17 protein-coding genes are annotated in these 17,328 nt (G+C 33.4%); 7 read left to right on the top strand and 10 right to left on the bottom strand.

The window, feature by feature from the left end; translation table 11 throughout:
- Position 1 precedes the first annotated feature (1 nt).
- Positions 2–1,111 (top strand): hypothetical protein, encoded by a 1,110-nt coding sequence (locus Z053_RS0104150; protein WP_035094936.1) that lies wholly within the window; start codon positions 2–4, stop codon positions 1,109–1,111.
- A 167-nt stretch (positions 1,112–1,278) separates the two neighbouring features.
- Positions 1,279–1,848, top strand: coding sequence for an NUDIX domain-containing protein (locus Z053_RS0104155; RefSeq protein ID WP_025663777.1), 570 nt, complete (start codon positions 1,279–1,281; stop codon positions 1,846–1,848).
- Between the two features lie 25 nt (positions 1,849–1,873).
- Here Z053_RS0104155 and Z053_RS0104160 read toward each other — a convergent pair whose 3' ends face one another.
- The gene (locus Z053_RS0104160; RefSeq protein WP_025663778.1) at positions 1,874–2,461 is read right to left on the bottom strand and encodes a hypothetical protein; all 588 of its coding nucleotides are present in this window, start codon (positions 2,459–2,461) and stop codon (positions 1,874–1,876) included.
- A 97-nt stretch (positions 2,462–2,558) separates the two neighbouring features.
- Between Z053_RS0104160 and Z053_RS0104165 the strand changes: the two genes are divergently transcribed.
- Positions 2,559–3,440, top strand: coding sequence for a M28 family metallopeptidase (locus tag Z053_RS0104165; protein ID WP_025663779.1), 882 nt, complete (start codon positions 2,559–2,561; stop codon positions 3,438–3,440).
- Between the two features lie 37 nt (positions 3,441–3,477).
- On the opposite strand, the gene thrC is transcribed toward Z053_RS0104165, so the two are convergent.
- From thrC to thrA, 3 genes are read right to left on the bottom strand one after another with little or no spacing between them, the layout of a single operon-like run.
- The gene (thrC, locus tag Z053_RS0104170) at positions 3,478–4,767 is read right to left on the bottom strand and encodes a threonine synthase (RefSeq protein WP_025663780.1); all 1,290 of its coding nucleotides are present in this window, start codon (positions 4,765–4,767) and stop codon (positions 3,478–3,480) included.
- 6 nt (positions 4,768–4,773) lie between these two features.
- Positions 4,774–5,715: a homoserine kinase gene (locus tag Z053_RS0104175; RefSeq protein ID WP_025663781.1), complete on the bottom strand. Its 942-nt coding sequence runs from the start codon at positions 5,713–5,715 to the stop codon at positions 4,774–4,776.
- Positions 5,716–5,761: 46 nt separating this feature from the next.
- Complete coding sequence (thrA, locus tag Z053_RS0104180; RefSeq protein ID WP_025663782.1) at positions 5,762–8,209, bottom strand: bifunctional aspartate kinase/homoserine dehydrogenase I; 2,448 nt, start codon at positions 8,207–8,209, stop codon at positions 5,762–5,764.
- Between the two features lie 481 nt (positions 8,210–8,690).
- Between thrA and Z053_RS0104185 the strand changes: the two genes are divergently transcribed.
- Together Z053_RS0104185 and Z053_RS0104190 are read left to right on the top strand one after the other, a co-directional pair.
- Complete coding sequence (locus Z053_RS0104185; protein WP_025663783.1) at positions 8,691–10,226, top strand: bifunctional ADP-dependent NAD(P)H-hydrate dehydratase/NAD(P)H-hydrate epimerase; 1,536 nt, start codon at positions 8,691–8,693, stop codon at positions 10,224–10,226.
- Positions 10,227–10,339: 113 nt separating this feature from the next.
- Positions 10,340–11,221: an anti-sigma factor gene (locus tag Z053_RS0104190; protein ID WP_025663784.1), complete on the top strand. Its 882-nt coding sequence runs from the start codon at positions 10,340–10,342 to the stop codon at positions 11,219–11,221.
- Between the two features lie 100 nt (positions 11,222–11,321).
- Here Z053_RS0104190 and xerD read toward each other — a convergent pair whose 3' ends face one another.
- Both xerD and Z053_RS0104200 read right to left on the bottom strand, forming a co-directional pair.
- Complete coding sequence (gene xerD, locus Z053_RS0104195; protein WP_025663785.1) at positions 11,322–12,218, bottom strand: site-specific tyrosine recombinase XerD; 897 nt, start codon at positions 12,216–12,218, stop codon at positions 11,322–11,324.
- Positions 12,219–12,294: 76 nt separating this feature from the next.
- Positions 12,295–12,828, bottom strand: coding sequence for a hypothetical protein (locus tag Z053_RS0104200; RefSeq protein ID WP_025663786.1), 534 nt, complete (start codon positions 12,826–12,828; stop codon positions 12,295–12,297).
- Between the two features lie 275 nt (positions 12,829–13,103).
- On the opposite strand from Z053_RS0104200, the gene Z053_RS27855 reads away from it, so the two are divergent.
- On the top strand, positions 13,104–13,733 hold the full coding sequence (locus Z053_RS27855; RefSeq protein WP_081748210.1) for a porin family protein: 630 nt from the start codon (positions 13,104–13,106) through the stop codon (positions 13,731–13,733).
- Between the two features lie 56 nt (positions 13,734–13,789).
- Positions 13,790–14,209 carry a type II 3-dehydroquinate dehydratase gene (gene aroQ / locus Z053_RS0104210; RefSeq protein ID WP_025663788.1) on the top strand — a complete coding sequence of 140 codons (420 nt, stop codon included), beginning with the start codon at positions 13,790–13,792 and terminating at the stop codon, positions 14,207–14,209.
- A gap of 97 nt (positions 14,210–14,306) precedes the next feature.
- Here the strand turns inward: aroQ and lpdA are convergent, their stop codons facing one another.
- From lpdA to msrB (Z053_RS0104230), 4 genes are all read right to left on the bottom strand, one after another.
- The gene (lpdA, locus tag Z053_RS0104215; protein ID WP_025663789.1) at positions 14,307–15,698 is read right to left on the bottom strand and encodes a dihydrolipoyl dehydrogenase; all 1,392 of its coding nucleotides are present in this window, start codon (positions 15,696–15,698) and stop codon (positions 14,307–14,309) included.
- A gap of 194 nt (positions 15,699–15,892) precedes the next feature.
- Complete coding sequence (locus Z053_RS0104220) at positions 15,893–16,390, bottom strand: hypothetical protein (RefSeq protein WP_025663790.1); 498 nt, start codon at positions 16,388–16,390, stop codon at positions 15,893–15,895.
- Between the two features lie 27 nt (positions 16,391–16,417).
- On the bottom strand, positions 16,418–16,813 hold the full coding sequence (gene msrB / locus Z053_RS0104225) for a peptide-methionine (R)-S-oxide reductase MsrB (RefSeq protein ID WP_025663791.1): 396 nt from the start codon (positions 16,811–16,813) through the stop codon (positions 16,418–16,420).
- A 4-nt stretch (positions 16,814–16,817) separates the two neighbouring features.
- A complete protein-coding gene (gene msrB / locus Z053_RS0104230; protein ID WP_025663792.1) occupies positions 16,818–17,300 on the bottom strand; it encodes a peptide-methionine (R)-S-oxide reductase MsrB in 483 nt (160 codons plus the stop codon).
- Positions 17,301–17,328: the final 28 nt, after the last annotated feature.

Raw genomic sequence — 17,328 nt, forward strand, 5'->3', positions numbered from 1 at the left:
AATGAAAAGTATAAAATTTATATACCTCATAGGTTTAGTAAGTATCCTAGGTTGTGATACTGAAAACGATGTACTATTACCTTCAGAATTTAATTATATTTCTTTTAAAACTAATGAGATCAATGTCCTTGAGTCTGATATGGGAGCTGTTACTACTACGTTTACCTACTCAGGAGAGCTTCTTGCTACAGACCTGACTGTAAATTATACTGTGACATTTCCGGATCAGGATGCGGCTCAAGAAGGAGTTGATTTTATGCTTCCGGCAAGTTCAGGAAGTTTTGTTTTACCTGCCGGACAGTCAACAGTAGATGTAACATTGCTCGAATCTTTGGTTAATGATGAGCTTTCTAAAGGATCAAGAGCAGTAACATTTAGTCTTCAACCTATACAAGGCTATATTTTAGGAGAGCCAGATCAAAGAGAAAATAAAAGTGTAACCATAAATATAGGAGAAGATGATCTTTTCGAATTTGGATATACTAGTTTTGAAGAAATACCAACTTTCGGAACTTTAACCAGGTATCCGCGTCCGGCAGCAACACAAGATCCGTTACCAAATATTCAAGATACAGACCCGGGATCAGAAGTGCCTTATGTAAGTTATATAAGTACAGGTGATGAGCTGGGTTTTACAGCATCCTTTTTAGCTGCTAGCGTTAGTGCAATTGAACAAGAAATAATGGGAGTCTATAATACTACAGTTACTTCTGCAAACCCAGATAGTTTCGAAACTAATTTTATAGACGGAAATCAAGGATATGTTACATCTGATCTCGATGGTTTTGTAACGTTAACCTTTGATGAAATTACAGGTTTAAATCCTGATGTTACTAATGCTGTTTTAGATGTAAAACTATTTTTTAGAACTACTTCCTGGGAGACAGAAGATGGAATTGTGGTTTATTTTGAAACAGCTGATGGTTTAGGAGACCCTATCCTTTCTATTTTTGATGATGATGTTGAAGCAGTAGAAGGAACATGGCAAGAATTGAGAATACCAATACCAGATAACAAATTAGCTACAGGAAGATTGGTAGTAACATTTAGAAATGGAGCAGGTACAGAAATGATTATACTAGATTCTATATCGATAAAAGGAATTTTATAAAAAAAGTAAAGGGATTTGAGTTAGTCATTGGTAATGGGCTCGATTAATATTAAAAATTAGTCGAGCCCATTTAATATAAAGACCTGTTTGATCATTATATTTCCGTTTAAAAATCCATATCTTGGCAATAACAAAATGTAATATTTTGTACGCCTAATTCTGAATGGATGAATTATAAAATTCTTGATGAAGATTTGGTTTATGATGGCTTTTTAAAAATTAAAAAAGCTGTAGTTACTCATGACCGATTTCATAAAAGTACTCCGGTGACATATTCCCGAGAAATGGTAGATCGAGGAGATTCTGTCGCAATTTTATTATATGAGAAAGACACCAATCATTTGATATTGATTAATCAATTTCGTTACCCTACTACAAAAAATGATAATGGCTGGCTTATTGAAATTCCGGCGGGAGGCTTAGAAGAAAATGAAGACCCTGTTGCATGTGCTATTCGCGAAACCGAAGAAGAAACGGGATATCAGGTAAATGATTTAAGACATATTACTACATTTTATGCTACACCAGGCGGTTCTTCTGAAAGAATGTATCTGTATTATGCCGAAGTTTCTGAGAAAGACAAAATATATATAGGTGGGGGATTAAAGGAGGAGGAAGAAGATATAGAGCTATGTAAGTACCATATCTCAGAAATAGATGATTTGTTAATATCCGGAAAGGTAAACGATGCAAAAACCATTATAGCACTACAATGGTTTAAAATAACCTATAAGTAAAGTTTACCAATTATAAATAAGCTTGTTATTTACAATTGGTATTAACAGTAATCTTTTTTAATTTTTTCCAGATTTGATGTTCTAGGGGCTGCGGAGATAAATTAAACAATACAAGGTGCTTATTTTGTGATTCACATGTACTATAATTTACTGTAATATTTAAATTCAGCTCTTTTTTTGTAGTAAAAGCATCATAAGTAAGTATTTTCCCTACATATATAGAATCATTTACTTTTTCAAAAAAAGCTTTAGACTTAGGTATTTTGTTCTTTTGTTTAGAATCCATTTTGGATACCAAACGCATTAAGCCATCAAAATAAGCTTCCATTTCGGATTCAATTTTTTTGGCAGATAGCCGTGGATCGTCATTTAAATCCCATAAAAATGCATATGAAAAATAGTCAGAAGCACCTTCTTTTCCCCATCCTGGAGCAAAACGAACATATTCTATACCCGAATATTGTAAAGAATTGGCAAATTCTAAAGGAAATTCAATAACTTCGCTCCTCCAATTTTCTGAAGCACTTAATAAATTTTTGATTTTGGTATTATTGTCACATTGAACAAATAATAACGTTATTATAATAAAAGGTATGGTTTTTGCAAAAGACATATTAAAATGTTATTTTAAGCAATAAAAATACAAAATTGTATAATTACAGATTTTTCATAAATTTGTGTTAAAGGGAATAGAATACAAAACCTACAAAATGAATTATTATAGAGAATTTTTACTATTATTTATTTTCGTAATTCAGATGGCCCCAGCTCAGACTGAACAAGATCGAAAAGAAGCAGAGATTATTAATGTCCAAAAAGGAATTGTTGCCAAACTTACAGGTCATGAACCTATTAAAGGCAGAAAAAAATTAAAAAGTAGAGAAAGCGCTTCCGAAAGGAAAGCTTCTGCAGACTTTTTATATAATTCTTTAAAGGATATAGGACTTAAGCCTGAAAGGCATTCTTATAATGTGAAGGATAAAAAAGGAAACTTATTTAATGGTACAAATGTTTTTGCCGAGATTCCTGCTACCAATGGCAATGATGAATACGTGGTGATAGCTGCGCATTTTGATACTGTTAAAGATAGCCCTGGTGCCGTTCATAATGCCACGGGAGTTGCGATAGCATATTATGTTGCTAAGAAACTAACAGAACTAAAAGAGCGTAACAGAAATTTTATGGTTGTGTTCTTTGACCATTGGAAAAGCAATATGGTTGGTACAAGGATGTTTACCAAAAAATTGAAAGATGAAGAATATAAAATTCATTCAATGCATCGATCTGATTATATGGGATGGGATAATGATGAAGATAGAGCAATCGAAATGTTGGCATCCAGCCTTAGTTTAGAGTCATTATATCGTATAGAATCTCCGGTGCCTATTTATAAGAGAGAAGTAGCTACACCAGAAAGTAGATTTTTTGCTAATTTTGGTTTTGAAACCGTTACGCTTACAGCAGAATTGAAAAATGCTGATAACTCACCTTATGCACGTCAGAGTGAAGATAAGTATACTACAGTAAATTTTAAATACTTAGCATCTACTACAGATATTGTTCATGGAGTAATGAAATCCCTGGCTAAATAAAGATTGAAAAAATAAAACTATATTTTTAAAAGAGTTCTTACCGAAGTAAGAACTCTTTTAGTTTTTCATAACTATTCACTATTATGCTATGCTTTTCTTTACCCATCACTTTTTGGATTTGATTAGGGATTTCTATAGTTGTGTCCAGAGTTTCTTCGACTATATTTAGAAATTTAACCGGGTGAGCCGTTTCAAGAAATATACCATATTGATCTTTGGTTACCTCGTGCTTTTTAAGGCCTAGATACCCAACAGCACCATGAGGATCTGCAATATATCCTGTTTCATCATAAATCATTTTCATAGTTTCTCTAGTCTGATCATCATTAAAACTATATGCAGAGAAATTATTCTTAAGCTCAGCAAAACTATGATTAAAAAGCTGTTGTATTCTGATAAAATTACTAGGGTTACCTACATCCATCGCATTAGAAATTGTAGCTTTTGATGGTTTTGGTTGATATTCTGAAGTTTCTAAATACCTAACAACAGTATCATTTATATTGGTCGAGGCTACAAATTGTTTAACAGGCAGTCCTAATTTGTGAGCAACAATTCCTGCACAAATATTACCAAAATTACCACTAGGTACAGAAAATACAATATCCTTTTTCTTATGTTTAACTTGTTTATAAGCAAATAAGAAATAAAATAATTGAGGAAGCCATCTGGCTACATTGATAGAATTTGCCGATGTTAATTGCTTGTGATTAGTAATACTTACATCCAGAAATGCAGTTTTCACCATTTCCTGGCAGTCATCAAATACTCCGTCGACTTCTAAAGCTGTTATATTTTGCCCTAGTGTAGTTAATTGTTTCTCTTGTATTTCGCTTACTTTTCCGCTTGGATAGAGAATAACTACATTCACACCTTTTACTCCTAAAAATCCGTTTGCGACTGCACCACCTGTATCCCCAGAAGTAGCAACCAAAACAGTAACCTGATTTTCGTTATTTCTATTAAAATATCCTAAGCATCGTGCCATAAAACGGGCTCCAACATCTTTAAAAGCCATAGTTGGACCATGAAATAACTCTAATGTCCCAATATTGTTTTCGACTTCTACTACAGGGAAATCAAAACTTAAAACATCTGCCAAAATATCCCGTAGTTCTGGTTCAGGAATTTCATCCCCAACAAATTGTTGTATGGCCTGATAGGCAATTTCAATGTTATCCAGGTGTTCTATGTTCTCAAAAAACGAACTGGGTAACGGAGTTATATTTTCTGGAAAGTATAATCCTCTATCTGGAGCTAAACCTTTTATGACAGCTTCAGAAAAAGATACTTTAGGTGCATTATTATTTAAACTATAGTATTGCATTATTTTTTATTTTCTGTATTCAGTTTCTTCTATTATCTTGATTCCTGTGCTATTAATTTTTGAGATGTGTATATCAAAATCAATTCCTGTTTTGTCGTAAATATCTTGTATAGCACCTGCTACGTCGTTTGCAACCTTCATACCTTTACTAAGTGCAAAAATTGAAGGTCCCGAACCAGATATTCCTGACCCCAAAGCGCCTTTTGCTATTGCTGCATTTTTAACATTGTTAAATTCAGGAATTAAAATAGATCGTAATGGCTCGATAATTACATCATCTAAACTTCTACCGATCAAATCATAATCTTCTGTGAACAATCCAGCAACAAACCCTCCTACATTTCCCCATTGGTGAATTGCTTTTTTTAAGGTTACCTTATGTTTGATTACTGATCGTGAATCTGATGTTTTTACTTCTATTTGTGGATGAATAACTGTCATTACCAGGTCTTTTGGAGAATGTAGTTTTATAATATCCAATGGGTCATAACTACGTACCAAAGTAAATCCACCAAGAAGGGCAGGGGCAACATTATCTGCATGCGCGTTACCGCTTGCTAATTTTTCTCCTTCCATTGCAAACTTTACCAATTCATGTGTGGTAAATGGATTGCCTAATAAATGATTTATAGCCCAAACAGCACCAGAGCTACTGGCAGCACTACTACCTATTCCGCTACCTGCTTTTATCTTTTTGTAAATTTCAATAGCAACTCCAATATTCTTCCCATATGCTTTAAGAAAAGCTTCAACAGCGACACCAGCGACATTTTTGTGAGCCTCCATAGGAAGGTTAGCTCCTTCAATCTTTGTTATTTTTACACCAGGATCTGAGGTGATAGAAATTATCATTTCGTCACCAACATTATCCAAGCAACATCCTAATACATCAAATCCACAAGAAAGATTAGCAACCGTAGCAGGAGCAAATATTTTGATACTTTTCATTTGTTGTTTTTTTAGTACGTTTTATTTGTCAGACCGACATTTTAGACTACTTACTTTTACCAATCCTTATAATATCTGCAAAGATACCAGAAGCAGTAACTTCGGCTCCGGCACCAGCTCCTTTAACAATTAGAGGTTGTTTAGGGTATCTATCAGTATAAAAAAGTACAATATTATCACTTCCTTCGAGATTATAAAAGGGATGATCAACCGGTATGTGTTGCAATCCTACTTTTGCACTTTCTTCTTCATATTGTGCTACATATTTTAATCGACATTGTTTTTTGTTGGCCTCTGCCAGAATTTCTTTAAAATGATCCTCGTTTTGAGCTAGTGAATTAAAAAATTCATCTACACTTTTGGTTTCTAAACTTTCCTGAGGAAGAAATGCTTCGTTCTCTATATTTTCTAATTCCATAACTTTTTCACTTTCACGAGCGAGGATCAAGATTTTTCTGGCTACATCAACACCGCTTAAATCTATTTTTGGATCGGGTTCGGTGTATCCTTCTTGCTGAGCCTGTTTTACGATATCATGAAAAGTAACTTCTTCGGTATAATTATTAAATACAAAATTAAGACTGCCAGATAATACAGCTTGTATTTTATGAATATTATCTCCAGAAGCAATTAAGTTATTAAGTGTATCTATTATTGGTAAACCTGCTCCAACATTGGTTTCATATAAAAACGGAGCATTAAATTTTCTGGCGAGATCTTGCAGTTCTTCATAATTAGAATATTCATCGGCACATGCAATTTTATTACAAGTTACTACAGCCATACTTTCTGCCAAATAGTGTTTGTAAATCTTAGCAATATTAGGATTTGCAGTATTGTCTACAAAGATAGAATTACGTAGATTCATTTCTTTTGCTTTCGCAAAAAATGATTCTGCATTAGCTTTTTCTCCCTGCGTAAGGATTTCTTGCCACTCATCAAGATCAATTCCATTTTCATTAAAGGCCATTGTTTTGGAGTTTGACATCCCGACCACACGAATTTTTAAACGTAATTTATCTTTAAGATATTTATTTTGTTGCTGAAGCTGTTCAAGTAATTTACTCCCTACGTTTCCTACACCAGTGATAAATAAATTGAGCTGTTTCGTTTTTACTTCAAAAAATCGTTCATGTAATATGTTTAAGGCTTTTTTGATGTCTTTTTTTGCAATTACTACAGAGATATTTTTTTCTGAAGCACCTTGCGCAATAGCTCTTATATTTACATTGTTTTTACCCAATGTACTAAACATTTTACCACTCAACCCTTGGTGATGGTACATATTGTCACCAACCAATGCGACAATGGCTACATCGTTTTCTATTTTAACAGGATCTAGCTTATGTTTAGAAATCTCAAATTCGAATGTAGCATCCAAAATGGTTTTAGCTTTGTCTGCTTCAGAAGCTTCGACAGCAAGACATATAGAATGCTCAGACGAAGCTTGTGTAATAAGGATTACATTTATATTTTCTAAAAATAAAGCTTCAAATAAACGTTTTGAAAATCCAGGAATGCCAACCATGCCACTTCCTTCCAGAGAAATGATCGAGATACTATCTATATGACTAATTCCGGTTACTGGTTTTTTTCGTTCTTCTACCTTTCGAGTAATAAAAGTTCCTTGATCTTTAGGTTTAAAAGTATTTTTGATCACTATAGGAATATTCTTTTCTAATACAGGATGTATAGTAGGAGGGTAGATTACTTTAGCTCCAAAATGAGAAAGCTCCATGGCTTCCTGATATGAAATGTGATATACTGGTTTCGCCTGTTTTACCAATTTTGGATTGGCAGTATATAGTCCGCTTACATCTGTCCAGATTTGTAATTCGTTGGCATCGATAGCCGAGGCTAGAATAGCCGCAGTAAAATCAGACCCACCTCTTCCTAATGTTGTAGGTTCACCATCCTTCGTTCTTGCAACAAAACCAGGGAAAAGACTTACTTTGTGCGTATTGCTATTTGCAAATTCTTTAATTCTGGCATTGGTTTCTTTATAATCTATTACAACTTTAGAGTTAATGGTTTTAACAATAAGCTCTCTAGAGTCTTTCAAAACAATATCTAAGCCTTTTATTTTGGCTGTTTCTGAAATAATATAAGAAGAGAGCATCTCTCCAAAACTTGCGATTACGGCAGCAGTTTTGGGAGATAATTCACTTAGTAAATATACTCCTTCGCACAATGATTCTAAGGTATTAAGCTCTGCTTTAACTTTACTTATTATTGCGCTTTGGGATACGACAGGAATAAGAGTTTTTACAGCCTCAAAATGTCTTTTTTCGATTTCTGCCAGTGTATTTTTATAATTTTCATTATTAGCAGAAGCTTCCTCTCCGGCTTGTAACAACAAATCGGTAATTCCACCCATTGCAGAAACGACTACATATAAGGATTGATTTTGCGATTGTTGTTTTATGATTTCTATTACACTTTCTATGGTCGATGCATTAGCGACAGAAGAACCTCCAAATTTTAGAACGTTCATAATATATTATATTTTTTTAGTTGAAATTATTAATAAAAGTTTCGTTAGTAATTCTTTTTTTGTGAATTACATACGTGGTCCGGTGGTAATATATAAATGAACTAACCCCTAAGGGTAATAATAGTAATAGTACCTGTTGTAATAGAAGAAGCCTCAGATACGATAATCGTTCCTAAGGTAAATAATAAAGCCAATAAGAAAATGGTACTAAACATTTGTTTGCTTTACTTTGCGTGTTCAAATGTATAATTTTTTACTTTTAAAGAAAATTAAATTAACGGCATTCTTAAACTTTTGCTAATTCAATAATTAATAACTTATTTCATTGTGTAATTCATAAAAAAAGTATGAAACTGGCTAGATTAAAATTGTATTTAGTGATTTTGAGAAAGGATTATTTAATTTGTTAAAAACTCTTAGCATAGAGTTTCTAATATAAAAGCATGAAGTATATAGAATACATATTAATACATATAGATAGATGAAAATATTTTCTGCGCAACAAATGCGTATGGCAGATGAAGCTACAATGGTTTCAGCTAAGATCACATCATTAGAATTGATGGAACGTGCTGCAACACAAATTTTTAATTTGATTCATAGCAGACTACAAGGGTCTCCAATTATGATCCATGTTTTTTGTGGTATTGGAAATAATGGAGGAGACGGATTAGTAGTTTCGAGATTATTACTGGAACATGGGTATAATGTGAAGACTTATATTGTAAATTTTAGTGATAACAGATCAAAGGAATTTCTATCTAACTATGATCGATTAAAAGAAATAGCCAAGGATTGGCCTATCCAGCTTAAATGTGAAGAAGATTTTCCTCAACTCAAGCGTGAGGATATGATTATCGATGCCATTTTTGGTATCGGACTTAACAGACCATTGGTACCTTGGGTAGTTTCTTTGATCAAACATCTTAATACTTCAAGATGTTTTAAACTTTCTATAGATATTCCATCGGGCTTATATTCTGATAAAGCACCAGATAATCCCGAAGGAGTTATTTTTGCCAATGTTACGGTTACGTTTCAATTACCAAAACTTGTTTTCTTTTTACCAGAAACGGGTATGTATACACAAGATCTGGAGGTGATTGATATTGGATTAGATCGCAATTTTTTAATGCAAAATCCCGGTGTCGGCGTCTTAATTAATAAAAACGAAGTATTGCCATTATATCGACCAAGACATAAATTTAGCCATAAAGGCACTTATGGGCATTGTGTAGTGATAGGAGGAAGTTACGGTAAGATAGGAAGTGTGGTCTTGGCTACTAAAGCAGCCTTAAAGACAGGAGCTGGTTTGGTTACTGCATATATTCCAGAATGTGGATATGAAGTACTTCAAACTGCTGTTCCGGAAGCTATGGTAATTGCAGATAGTGATGACGAATTAGAAGAGATCACTCTGGATTTTAAACCCGCAGCTATAGGAATTGGAATTGGTCTTGGAACTGGAGAAAAAACCATTAGTGCATTTGAAGAGTTTTTAAAAGAGAATACATCTCCTCTTGTAATAGATGCCGACGGGATTAATATCCTATCAAAAAGACCTGAGTTTCTTGAAAAACTTCCGAAGAAAACTATTTTAACACCACATCCTAAGGAGTTAGAACGATTAGTAGGTAAATGGAAAGACGATTTTGATAAAATTAAAAAAACAAAAGCATTTTCTAAACAATATGATTGTGTTGTAATAATTAAAGGAGCCAACTCTATAACGGTATTTGAAGATCAATTGTATGTGAATAATACAGGAAACCCGGGAATGGCCACAGCAGGAAGCGGTGATGTGCTTACAGGGATGATTACCGGTTTACTGTCTCAAGGTTATGACCCTCTGCATGCTGCTGTTTTTGGAGTCTATCTGCATGGAAGCTCGGGAGACATAGGTGTTCAAAAAACTGGTTTTGAAGGATTGATTGCGGGTGAAATCATATCACATATAGGTCCAGCTTTTATAGAATTATTTAAAACACCCAATGTTGAAGGGCAACAAGGGACATAACGAATACATTTTAACATAGAAAGAATATGTTTTCGTACACAATTTTGTAAGTGTTTTGGAGTTAATTTTAGTGTAATCTAATTACATTTGAAAGATAATTAAAAAGCAAAATGATGACAAAAACAAAATTATTAATAGCTGCTCTACTTTTTGGAGTGCTATTGAATTCGTGCTCTAATGATGATGACGGTCCAGCGGTTGCCACAATAGAATTAGAGACGATCGGATTAAAGCCTCTTACAGGAGGAACTGCTTATCAAGGATGGATTATTGTTAACGGACAACCAGTTAGTACTAATAAGTTTACTAACCCTGCAGGAGTTATTCGTTTAGACGTATTTGCATCTGATCTTGCAAGTGCAACTCAGTTTGTATTGACAGTAGAACCAGTGGGAGATATTGATAATGGACCTTCTGATACAAAAATTTTGACCGGTAATTTTAATGGTAATTCTGCACAGCTTAGCTTTCAACCAGTAGTTGCTGATCTTTCTAATACATCGGGTCAGTTTTTCTTAGCAACTCCTACAGATAATGTTGGAGGAGTGGATAATGGTAATGATGAATTTGGTGTATGGTTTATGAATGGTGCTAATGCTCCTGGCTTATCTCTTCCTGCTCTGTCTAGCGGATGGAAGTATGAAGGTTGGGTAGATTTTGGTACTCAAATTTTATCTACAGGGACTTTTTCTAATGTTAGCGGTGTTGATGACGGAAATTTCTTTAAAGGTGCAGGAGGAACTGTTCCTGCATTTCCTGGAGAAGATTTTCTTGTCTTACCAACCCAAGTTCCTATTACTGGAATTACACTTCCTGCTGCTGTAACGAGCAAAAAAGTGTTTATTACAGTTGAGCCAATAGCAGATGGTGATCCTAAACCATTTTTTATATCACCGCTTAGCGCAACTGCAGGAATTACAACTGGATCTGGGAATCCTGTAACAATGTTGTCTGATACTGTTGTTCCTTCAGGAATTGTAAAGAGACCGAATTAATCTTTTAAAATAGATATAGTATACTAAAAAGGCTGTTTGAAATACTATTTTTCAAACGGCCTTTTATTATTTTAAATTTTTTAGGAAATAAGTGTACATATTATCTCCTTGGATGAAAACTATGTATAACTTCGCTTAAATGACTTCGATCGATATGCATATATATTTCTGTAGTCGTAATGCTTTCATGACCCAACATTAATTGAATAGCTCTTAAATCGGCACCATTTTCTAAAAGATGAGTAGCGAAGGAGTGTCTAAAAGTATGTGGACTAACCTGTTTATGGATTCCTGCTTTTTCTACCAGTCGTTTTATGATCGTAAAAATCATCGCCCGGGTGAGTTGTCTACCTCTTCGGTTTAAAAATAAGGTGTCTTCATGCCCTTTTTTGATATCAATATGATTACGGATTTCGGAAGTGTAAATATTGATATATTTTTGAGTGGTTTCTCCTATAGGTACAAAACGTTGTTTATCACCTTTTCCGGTAACACTAATGTACCCTTCATCAAAAAAAAGACTGGATTTTTTTAAGGTGATAAGCTCACTTACTCGTAAGCCACATCCATAAAGAGTTTCAATAATTGCACGATTACGTTCTCCTTCTGGTTTACCAAGATCAATTTGGGCAATAATGAGATCTATTTCTTCAACAGATAGCGTATCGGGTAGTTTTCTACCTATTTTTGGAGATTCTATAAGTTCCATTGGATTAGATTCTCTATAATCTTCAAAAACAAGATAATTAAAGAAACTTTTTAATCCAGAAATAATTCTTGATTGCGAACGAGGATTAACCAGTTTTGCTATTTCAAAAATAAATTGTTGAAGTATTTCTTTTTCAATAGAAAGGGGAGTAGTTGCTATGTCTTGATGTTCTAGAAATTTTAATAATCGCTGAATATCAAGAGTGTAGTTAATAATTGAGTTTTCAGACAATCCTCTTTCAATTTTCAGATAATGTTTGTAGTCTTTTATCGCGTGATCCCATTTCATTACTACTAAGATATAATATAAAAGAAAACCATCCCAATTTACTTATAGATGGTTTAGAAATAATAAATCAATGTTCTTATAGATGTATGACAAATCCTATGTTGAATTGGAAAGCATCTTTATGAAACCGATCATCTAAGCTAAAATTATATCGTAATCCAGGTTCAATACTTACCATATCTCCTAGAAAAAATGCATACCCTCCCTGAACACCAAAATATGATGGATCTTGATTTAGATCTGTACTTGCACCATTATAATCGATTTGTACAGGGATTACTCCAATAATATAATATTTGGCACCTATTTTATATGAAAAAGAGTCAAATGATTCAGAATCCCCACCTTTATCAATAGATCCATAGCCTAAACCTACTTTTAGAGATAAATCATCCATAATAAAATAACCTACTTCGGTACCGATATTAAAGGTTGATCCCCCATCATCAGAAAAACTTATAAATTGAATACTTGTATTAGAAGCACTTGCTGCTCCAAAATTTGTATTAGCTTCGATTAGCCATTTTCCCTTAATGGTTTGACCATTGTTTTGAGCATTTGCAAAGACAAAACTTATTCCTGCTAAAACAGATAATATTATTTTTTTCATACTCTATTATTGGTTTAAAATTGGTTGCTAAACTATCTAATTTGTCAATACAAAAAGTTAATTAGTTATTAATATTTTAGAGACTCATTAGGTAAGTATATTCTTTGATTAAGTAAATAATAAAAAAGCATCAACTTATGGTAGAACATAAATTCTAAAATCATATTAATAATAACTTCTAAGAGTATTCTAAAATATTGAAGTGCATTTTTTGTTTGTAGATTCAGGTTTTTTAAAAAATAAAACTACTTTTGAGTAGTAATAGTATTTATTATATGATGAAGAAGTTTTTTCTTATTGTTTCTGCCCTAATGATGATCACATCTTTAACTGCTCAGCAAGAGAGTGAAGAATTATATACTCGTGCAGGGTTTAAATTTGGGCTTAATTATGCAAATATAACCGGAGATATAAAAAATACAGATGCGCGAGTGCGAATGCACCTGGGAGCTGTTATAGAATTTCCTGTATCTCAACGGTTTTTTGTACAGGCAGAAGTATTGTATACAGCACAAGGATATAAAGTTGATGATAATGGAGAAGAAAACAAGATCAGCTTAAATTATTTAACATTGCCCATTATTGCCAAATATTATTTCACAAATAAATTTAGTCTGGAAACTGGCCCACAATTGGCTATATTGGCAAATGCAACAGAATCTGCAGAAGATACTCCTGATGAGTTCTTTGATTCTTTTAATAGTTTTGATTTTAGCTGGGGATTAGGAGCTGGTTATAAGACAGAATCTGGTTTGTTTTTCCAATTACGATATAATCTAGGCCTAACAAATATTAATGATATCGATACATTAGATATAGATTTTAAACATTCTGTAGCACAATTATCGGTTGGGTATTTGTTTAAAACCAAGAATAACCGAAGACAGGATTCTAATATTGAATAATAAGCATGCAATGTATAATTGTTTGATATGAGTTAAATTACTAAAAAAATAGACGTGTGAAATTACTAATCATAAATGGCCCTAATCTAAATCTTCTTGGGAAAAGAGAACCAGAAGTGTATGGAAGTCAAACTTTTGATGAATTCTTTGCTCAATTACAATCTGACTTTTCTACACTAGAATTATCTTACTATCAATCTAATATAGAAGGGGAGTTGATCACTAAAATACAGGAAGCGGATGATTGGTGTGATGGAGTTATCCTTAATGCAGGTGCGTATACTCATACTTCTATTGGTATAGGAGATGCTATAAAGGCAATATCAATTCCTGTTGTAGAAGTTCATATATCAAATACTTTTGGTAGAGAAGAGTTTAGACATCAATCTTATATATCACCTAATGCAAAAGGTGTTATTCTTGGGTTTGGTTTACAAAGCTATATATTGGCAATACAAAGTTTTTCTACAAAATAGTTGAGAATAAAAACACCTACCTGTTTTGAAATAATTAATATAAAAAAACGCCTTATTATCTAAGATAATAAGGCGTTTTTTAGGATATATAACTTATTTATAAATGAATTACTTCGTCGTATGCATCTGCTACTGCTTCCATTACAGCCTCACTCATTGTTGGGTGAGGATGGATAGCTTTTAATACTTCGTGACCAGTAGTTTCTAATTTTCTACCTAATACAGCTTCTGCAATCATATCGGTAACTCCGGCACCAATCATATGGCAACCTAGCCACTCACCATATTTTGCATCAAAAATCACCTTTACAAAACCATCTTTGGTTCCTGCTGCACTCGCTTTACCAGAGGCAGAAAAAGGGAATTTTCCTACTTTTAATTCGTAACCAGCTTCTTTGGCTTGTTTTTCGGTCATTCCTACACTGGCAATTTCTGGAGAAGCATATGTACAACCAGGGATATTTCCATAATCGATTGGTTCTACATGCATTCCTGCGATTTTTTCAACACAGGTAATTCCTTCTGCAGAGGCAACATGAGCCAGGGCAGGGCCAGAGACTACATCACCAATTGCATAAATTCCCGGAATATTGGTTTGGTACCAATCGTTTACTACAATTTTATCTCTATCTGTAGCTATACCTAATTCTTCTAAGCCTATGTTTTCTATATTGGTTTTAATACCTACTGCAGATAATACAATATCTGCTTCGAGAATTTCTTCTCCTTTTTTAGTTTTAACAGTTGCTTTTACTCCATCACCACTTGTATCTACACTTTCTACAGAAGAATTGGTCATTACCTTAATTCCTGCTTTTTTGAAATTACGCTCAAACTGTTTTGATACTTCTTCATCTTCAAGAGGAACGAGGTTAGGTAAAAATTCTACGATAGTAACTTCTGTACCCATTGCATTATAGAAATGTGCAAATTCGACTCCAATTGCTCCAGATCCAACCACAATCATCTTTTTTGGTTGAGATTCTAGGGTCATTGCCTGTCTGTATCCAATTACTTTTTTACCATCTTGAGGTAAATTAGGTAGCTCTCTAGATCTAGCTCCTGTAGCTACAATAATATGTTTTGCTTCATAATCAGTTGCTTTTCCATCTGCATCTGTTACTGTTATTTTATTACTGGCTTTTAATTTGCCAAAACCTTCAAGAACATCGATTTTATTTTTCTTCATAAGAAACTGAACTCCTTTGCTCATTCCTTCTGCTACACCGCGACTACGTTTTACAACTGCATCAAAATCTTTGTCAAATTTATCTACAGTAAGACCATAATCAGAAGCATGTTTTAAGTATTCAAATACTTGAGCACTTTTTAATAGTGCTTTTGTAGGGATACATCCCCAGTTTAAGCATACTCCGCCTAAACTTTCTTTTTCAATTACTGCGGTTTTAAACCCTAATTGCGAAGCTCTAATTGCAGTTACATATCCCCCAGGACCACTTCCTAAAACGATGATATCATATGTGTTCATAAATGTCGATTTTTTGAAGTCACGAATTTAAGGATAATTCGGCTAACCAAAAAAGGATTTAAGTATTCCCTAAGAATAAGATTTTCATTAAAAAGGACAAAAAAACACCACGTTATATAAACGTGGTGTTAATTTTTAGTAGTTCTTATTATAATTAGTACGTATTATAAAATATAATTGAATTATGTATTTCTTTAAAAATCTAATTTAAGTGCTCTTTTTACAGCTTTAAAATCAGAGAAATCTATTTTTGAATTTTTTGCAAAGGTTGAAGGTATAACTACAATCCTGAAAGATTGATTGTCTGTAATATCAGCAGCCAATGCATTTAGATCATCACTCTCTAAAAATATATCAATACTTGCAATATTTTGTGCTTCATTAAAAATAAAATTGAATTGAAATTGAGCAAATTCACCAGGAGCAAAGAAAAAAGTTCTTGGTAGTGGTTCCCACACATCAACCTGAGCTGTTGATTTTTCAGGGTCTAGTATATAAACCAACGCAACATCCGAGTCTAACACATTAACATTATCTGGTACTACAGCTTCTATTCGAAAGTTATTAGCTGTATTAAATGTTCCTGTTACTTCAAAGGTATTTGCTATAGTATCAAAATCTGTATCATCATCGTTAGAACAAGATGTAAATATAAATGTGGCTAGACATAGTAGTGCGAAAATTTTTCTCATGAATTCTAAATTTTATTTATTATCGATTTATTTTTTATTAAAGTCTATACTAACAGAGTTTACACAATAACGTTGACCTGTAGTTGTTGGGCCATCATTAAATACATGACCTAAGTGACTACCGCAGTTTGCACATAATATTTCTGTACGTATCATACCGTGCGATGTATCTTTTATATATTCTACTCTTCCTTCTATTGATTCATCAAAACTTGGCCAGCCACATCCCGAATCAAATTTAGAAACACTTTTAAATAAAGGTGTATCACAAGCCATGCAGGTATATGCTCCATCTTCAAAATGCATATTATATTCTCCGGTAAATGGTCTTTCGGTTCCTTTTTGTCTCAATACTCTATATTGTTCTTCTGTTAGCTTCTTTTTCCATTCGGCTTCAGATTTTTGTATCGGATATTTGCTCATTTTTTTACTCATTAGATTTAAATACTAGAGCATCACCATTAATGCAATGTCTCATTCCTGTTGTTTCTTTGGGTCCATCACTAAATACATGGCCTAAATGTCCACCACATGTAGCACATAAGAGTTCGGATCGAGCATATCCTAATTTGTGATCAATATCCTTATCTATGCTTCCTTCTATTGCACGGTCAAAACTTGGCCAACCTGTTCCGCTATCAAATTTGTATTTACTTTCGTATAGCGGAGTATTACATGCAGCGCAATAAAATGTACCATGAGCATATAATTTATTTAAAGGGCTAGAAAATGGTCTTTCTGTTCCGGCTTGTCTAAGAATATAGTATTGTTCGGATGTTAGAATCTTTTTCCATTCAGCATCCGTTTTAGAAACAGCATATACTTTACTCTCTTTTTTATCCTCTTTTTGCGCTGTACTTGTGCAACTTATTGCCAGAATACTAATACATAATACAATAAAACGTTTCATAGTTTTTTCTAATTTTAATTAAAGTTAT

It is taken from the genome of Aquimarina megaterium XH134 (assembly GCF_000520975.1).
In the GTDB taxonomy this organism is placed as follows: domain Bacteria; phylum Bacteroidota; class Bacteroidia; order Flavobacteriales; family Flavobacteriaceae; genus Aquimarina; species Aquimarina megaterium.

Coding starts and splice junctions, on each gene's coding strand:
- thrA (WP_025663782.1), bottom strand. CDS start 8,209: ATGAACGTTCTAAAATTTGGAGGTTCTTCTGTCGCTAATGCATCGACC.
- xerD (WP_025663785.1), bottom strand. CDS start 12,218: ATGAAATGGGATCACGCGATAAAAGACTACAAACATTATCTGAAAATT.
- Z053_RS0104160 (WP_025663778.1), bottom strand. CDS start 2,461: ATGTCTTTTGCAAAAACCATACCTTTTATTATAATAACGTTATTATTT.
- Z053_RS0104185 (WP_025663783.1), top strand. CDS start 8,691: ATGAAAATATTTTCTGCGCAACAAATGCGTATGGCAGATGAAGCTACA.
- Z053_RS0104200 (WP_025663786.1), bottom strand. CDS start 12,828: ATGAAAAAAATAATATTATCTGTTTTAGCAGGAATAAGTTTTGTCTTT.
- thrC (WP_025663780.1), bottom strand. CDS start 4,767: ATGCAATACTATAGTTTAAATAATAATGCACCTAAAGTATCTTTTTCT.
- Z053_RS0104155 (WP_025663777.1), top strand. CDS start 1,279: ATGAATTATAAAATTCTTGATGAAGATTTGGTTTATGATGGCTTTTTA.
- Z053_RS0104220 (WP_025663790.1), bottom strand. CDS start 16,390: ATGAGAAAAATTTTCGCACTACTATGTCTAGCCACATTTATATTTACA.
- msrB (WP_025663791.1), bottom strand. CDS start 16,813: ATGAGCAAATATCCGATACAAAAATCTGAAGCCGAATGGAAAAAGAAG.
- Z053_RS0104175 (WP_025663781.1), bottom strand. CDS start 5,715: ATGAAAAGTATCAAAATATTTGCTCCTGCTACGGTTGCTAATCTTTCT.
- Z053_RS0104190 (WP_025663784.1), top strand. CDS start 10,340: ATGACAAAAACAAAATTATTAATAGCTGCTCTACTTTTTGGAGTGCTA.
- lpdA (WP_025663789.1), bottom strand. CDS start 15,698: ATGAACACATATGATATCATCGTTTTAGGAAGTGGTCCTGGGGGATAT.
- Z053_RS27855 (WP_081748210.1), top strand. CDS start 13,104: ATGATGAAGAAGTTTTTTCTTATTGTTTCTGCCCTAATGATGATCACA.
- Z053_RS0104150 (WP_035094936.1), top strand. CDS start 2: ATGAAAAGTATAAAATTTATATACCTCATAGGTTTAGTAAGTATCCTA.
- msrB (WP_025663792.1), bottom strand. CDS start 17,300: ATGAAACGTTTTATTGTATTATGTATTAGTATTCTGGCAATAAGTTGC.
- Z053_RS0104165 (WP_025663779.1), top strand. CDS start 2,559: ATGAATTATTATAGAGAATTTTTACTATTATTTATTTTCGTAATTCAG.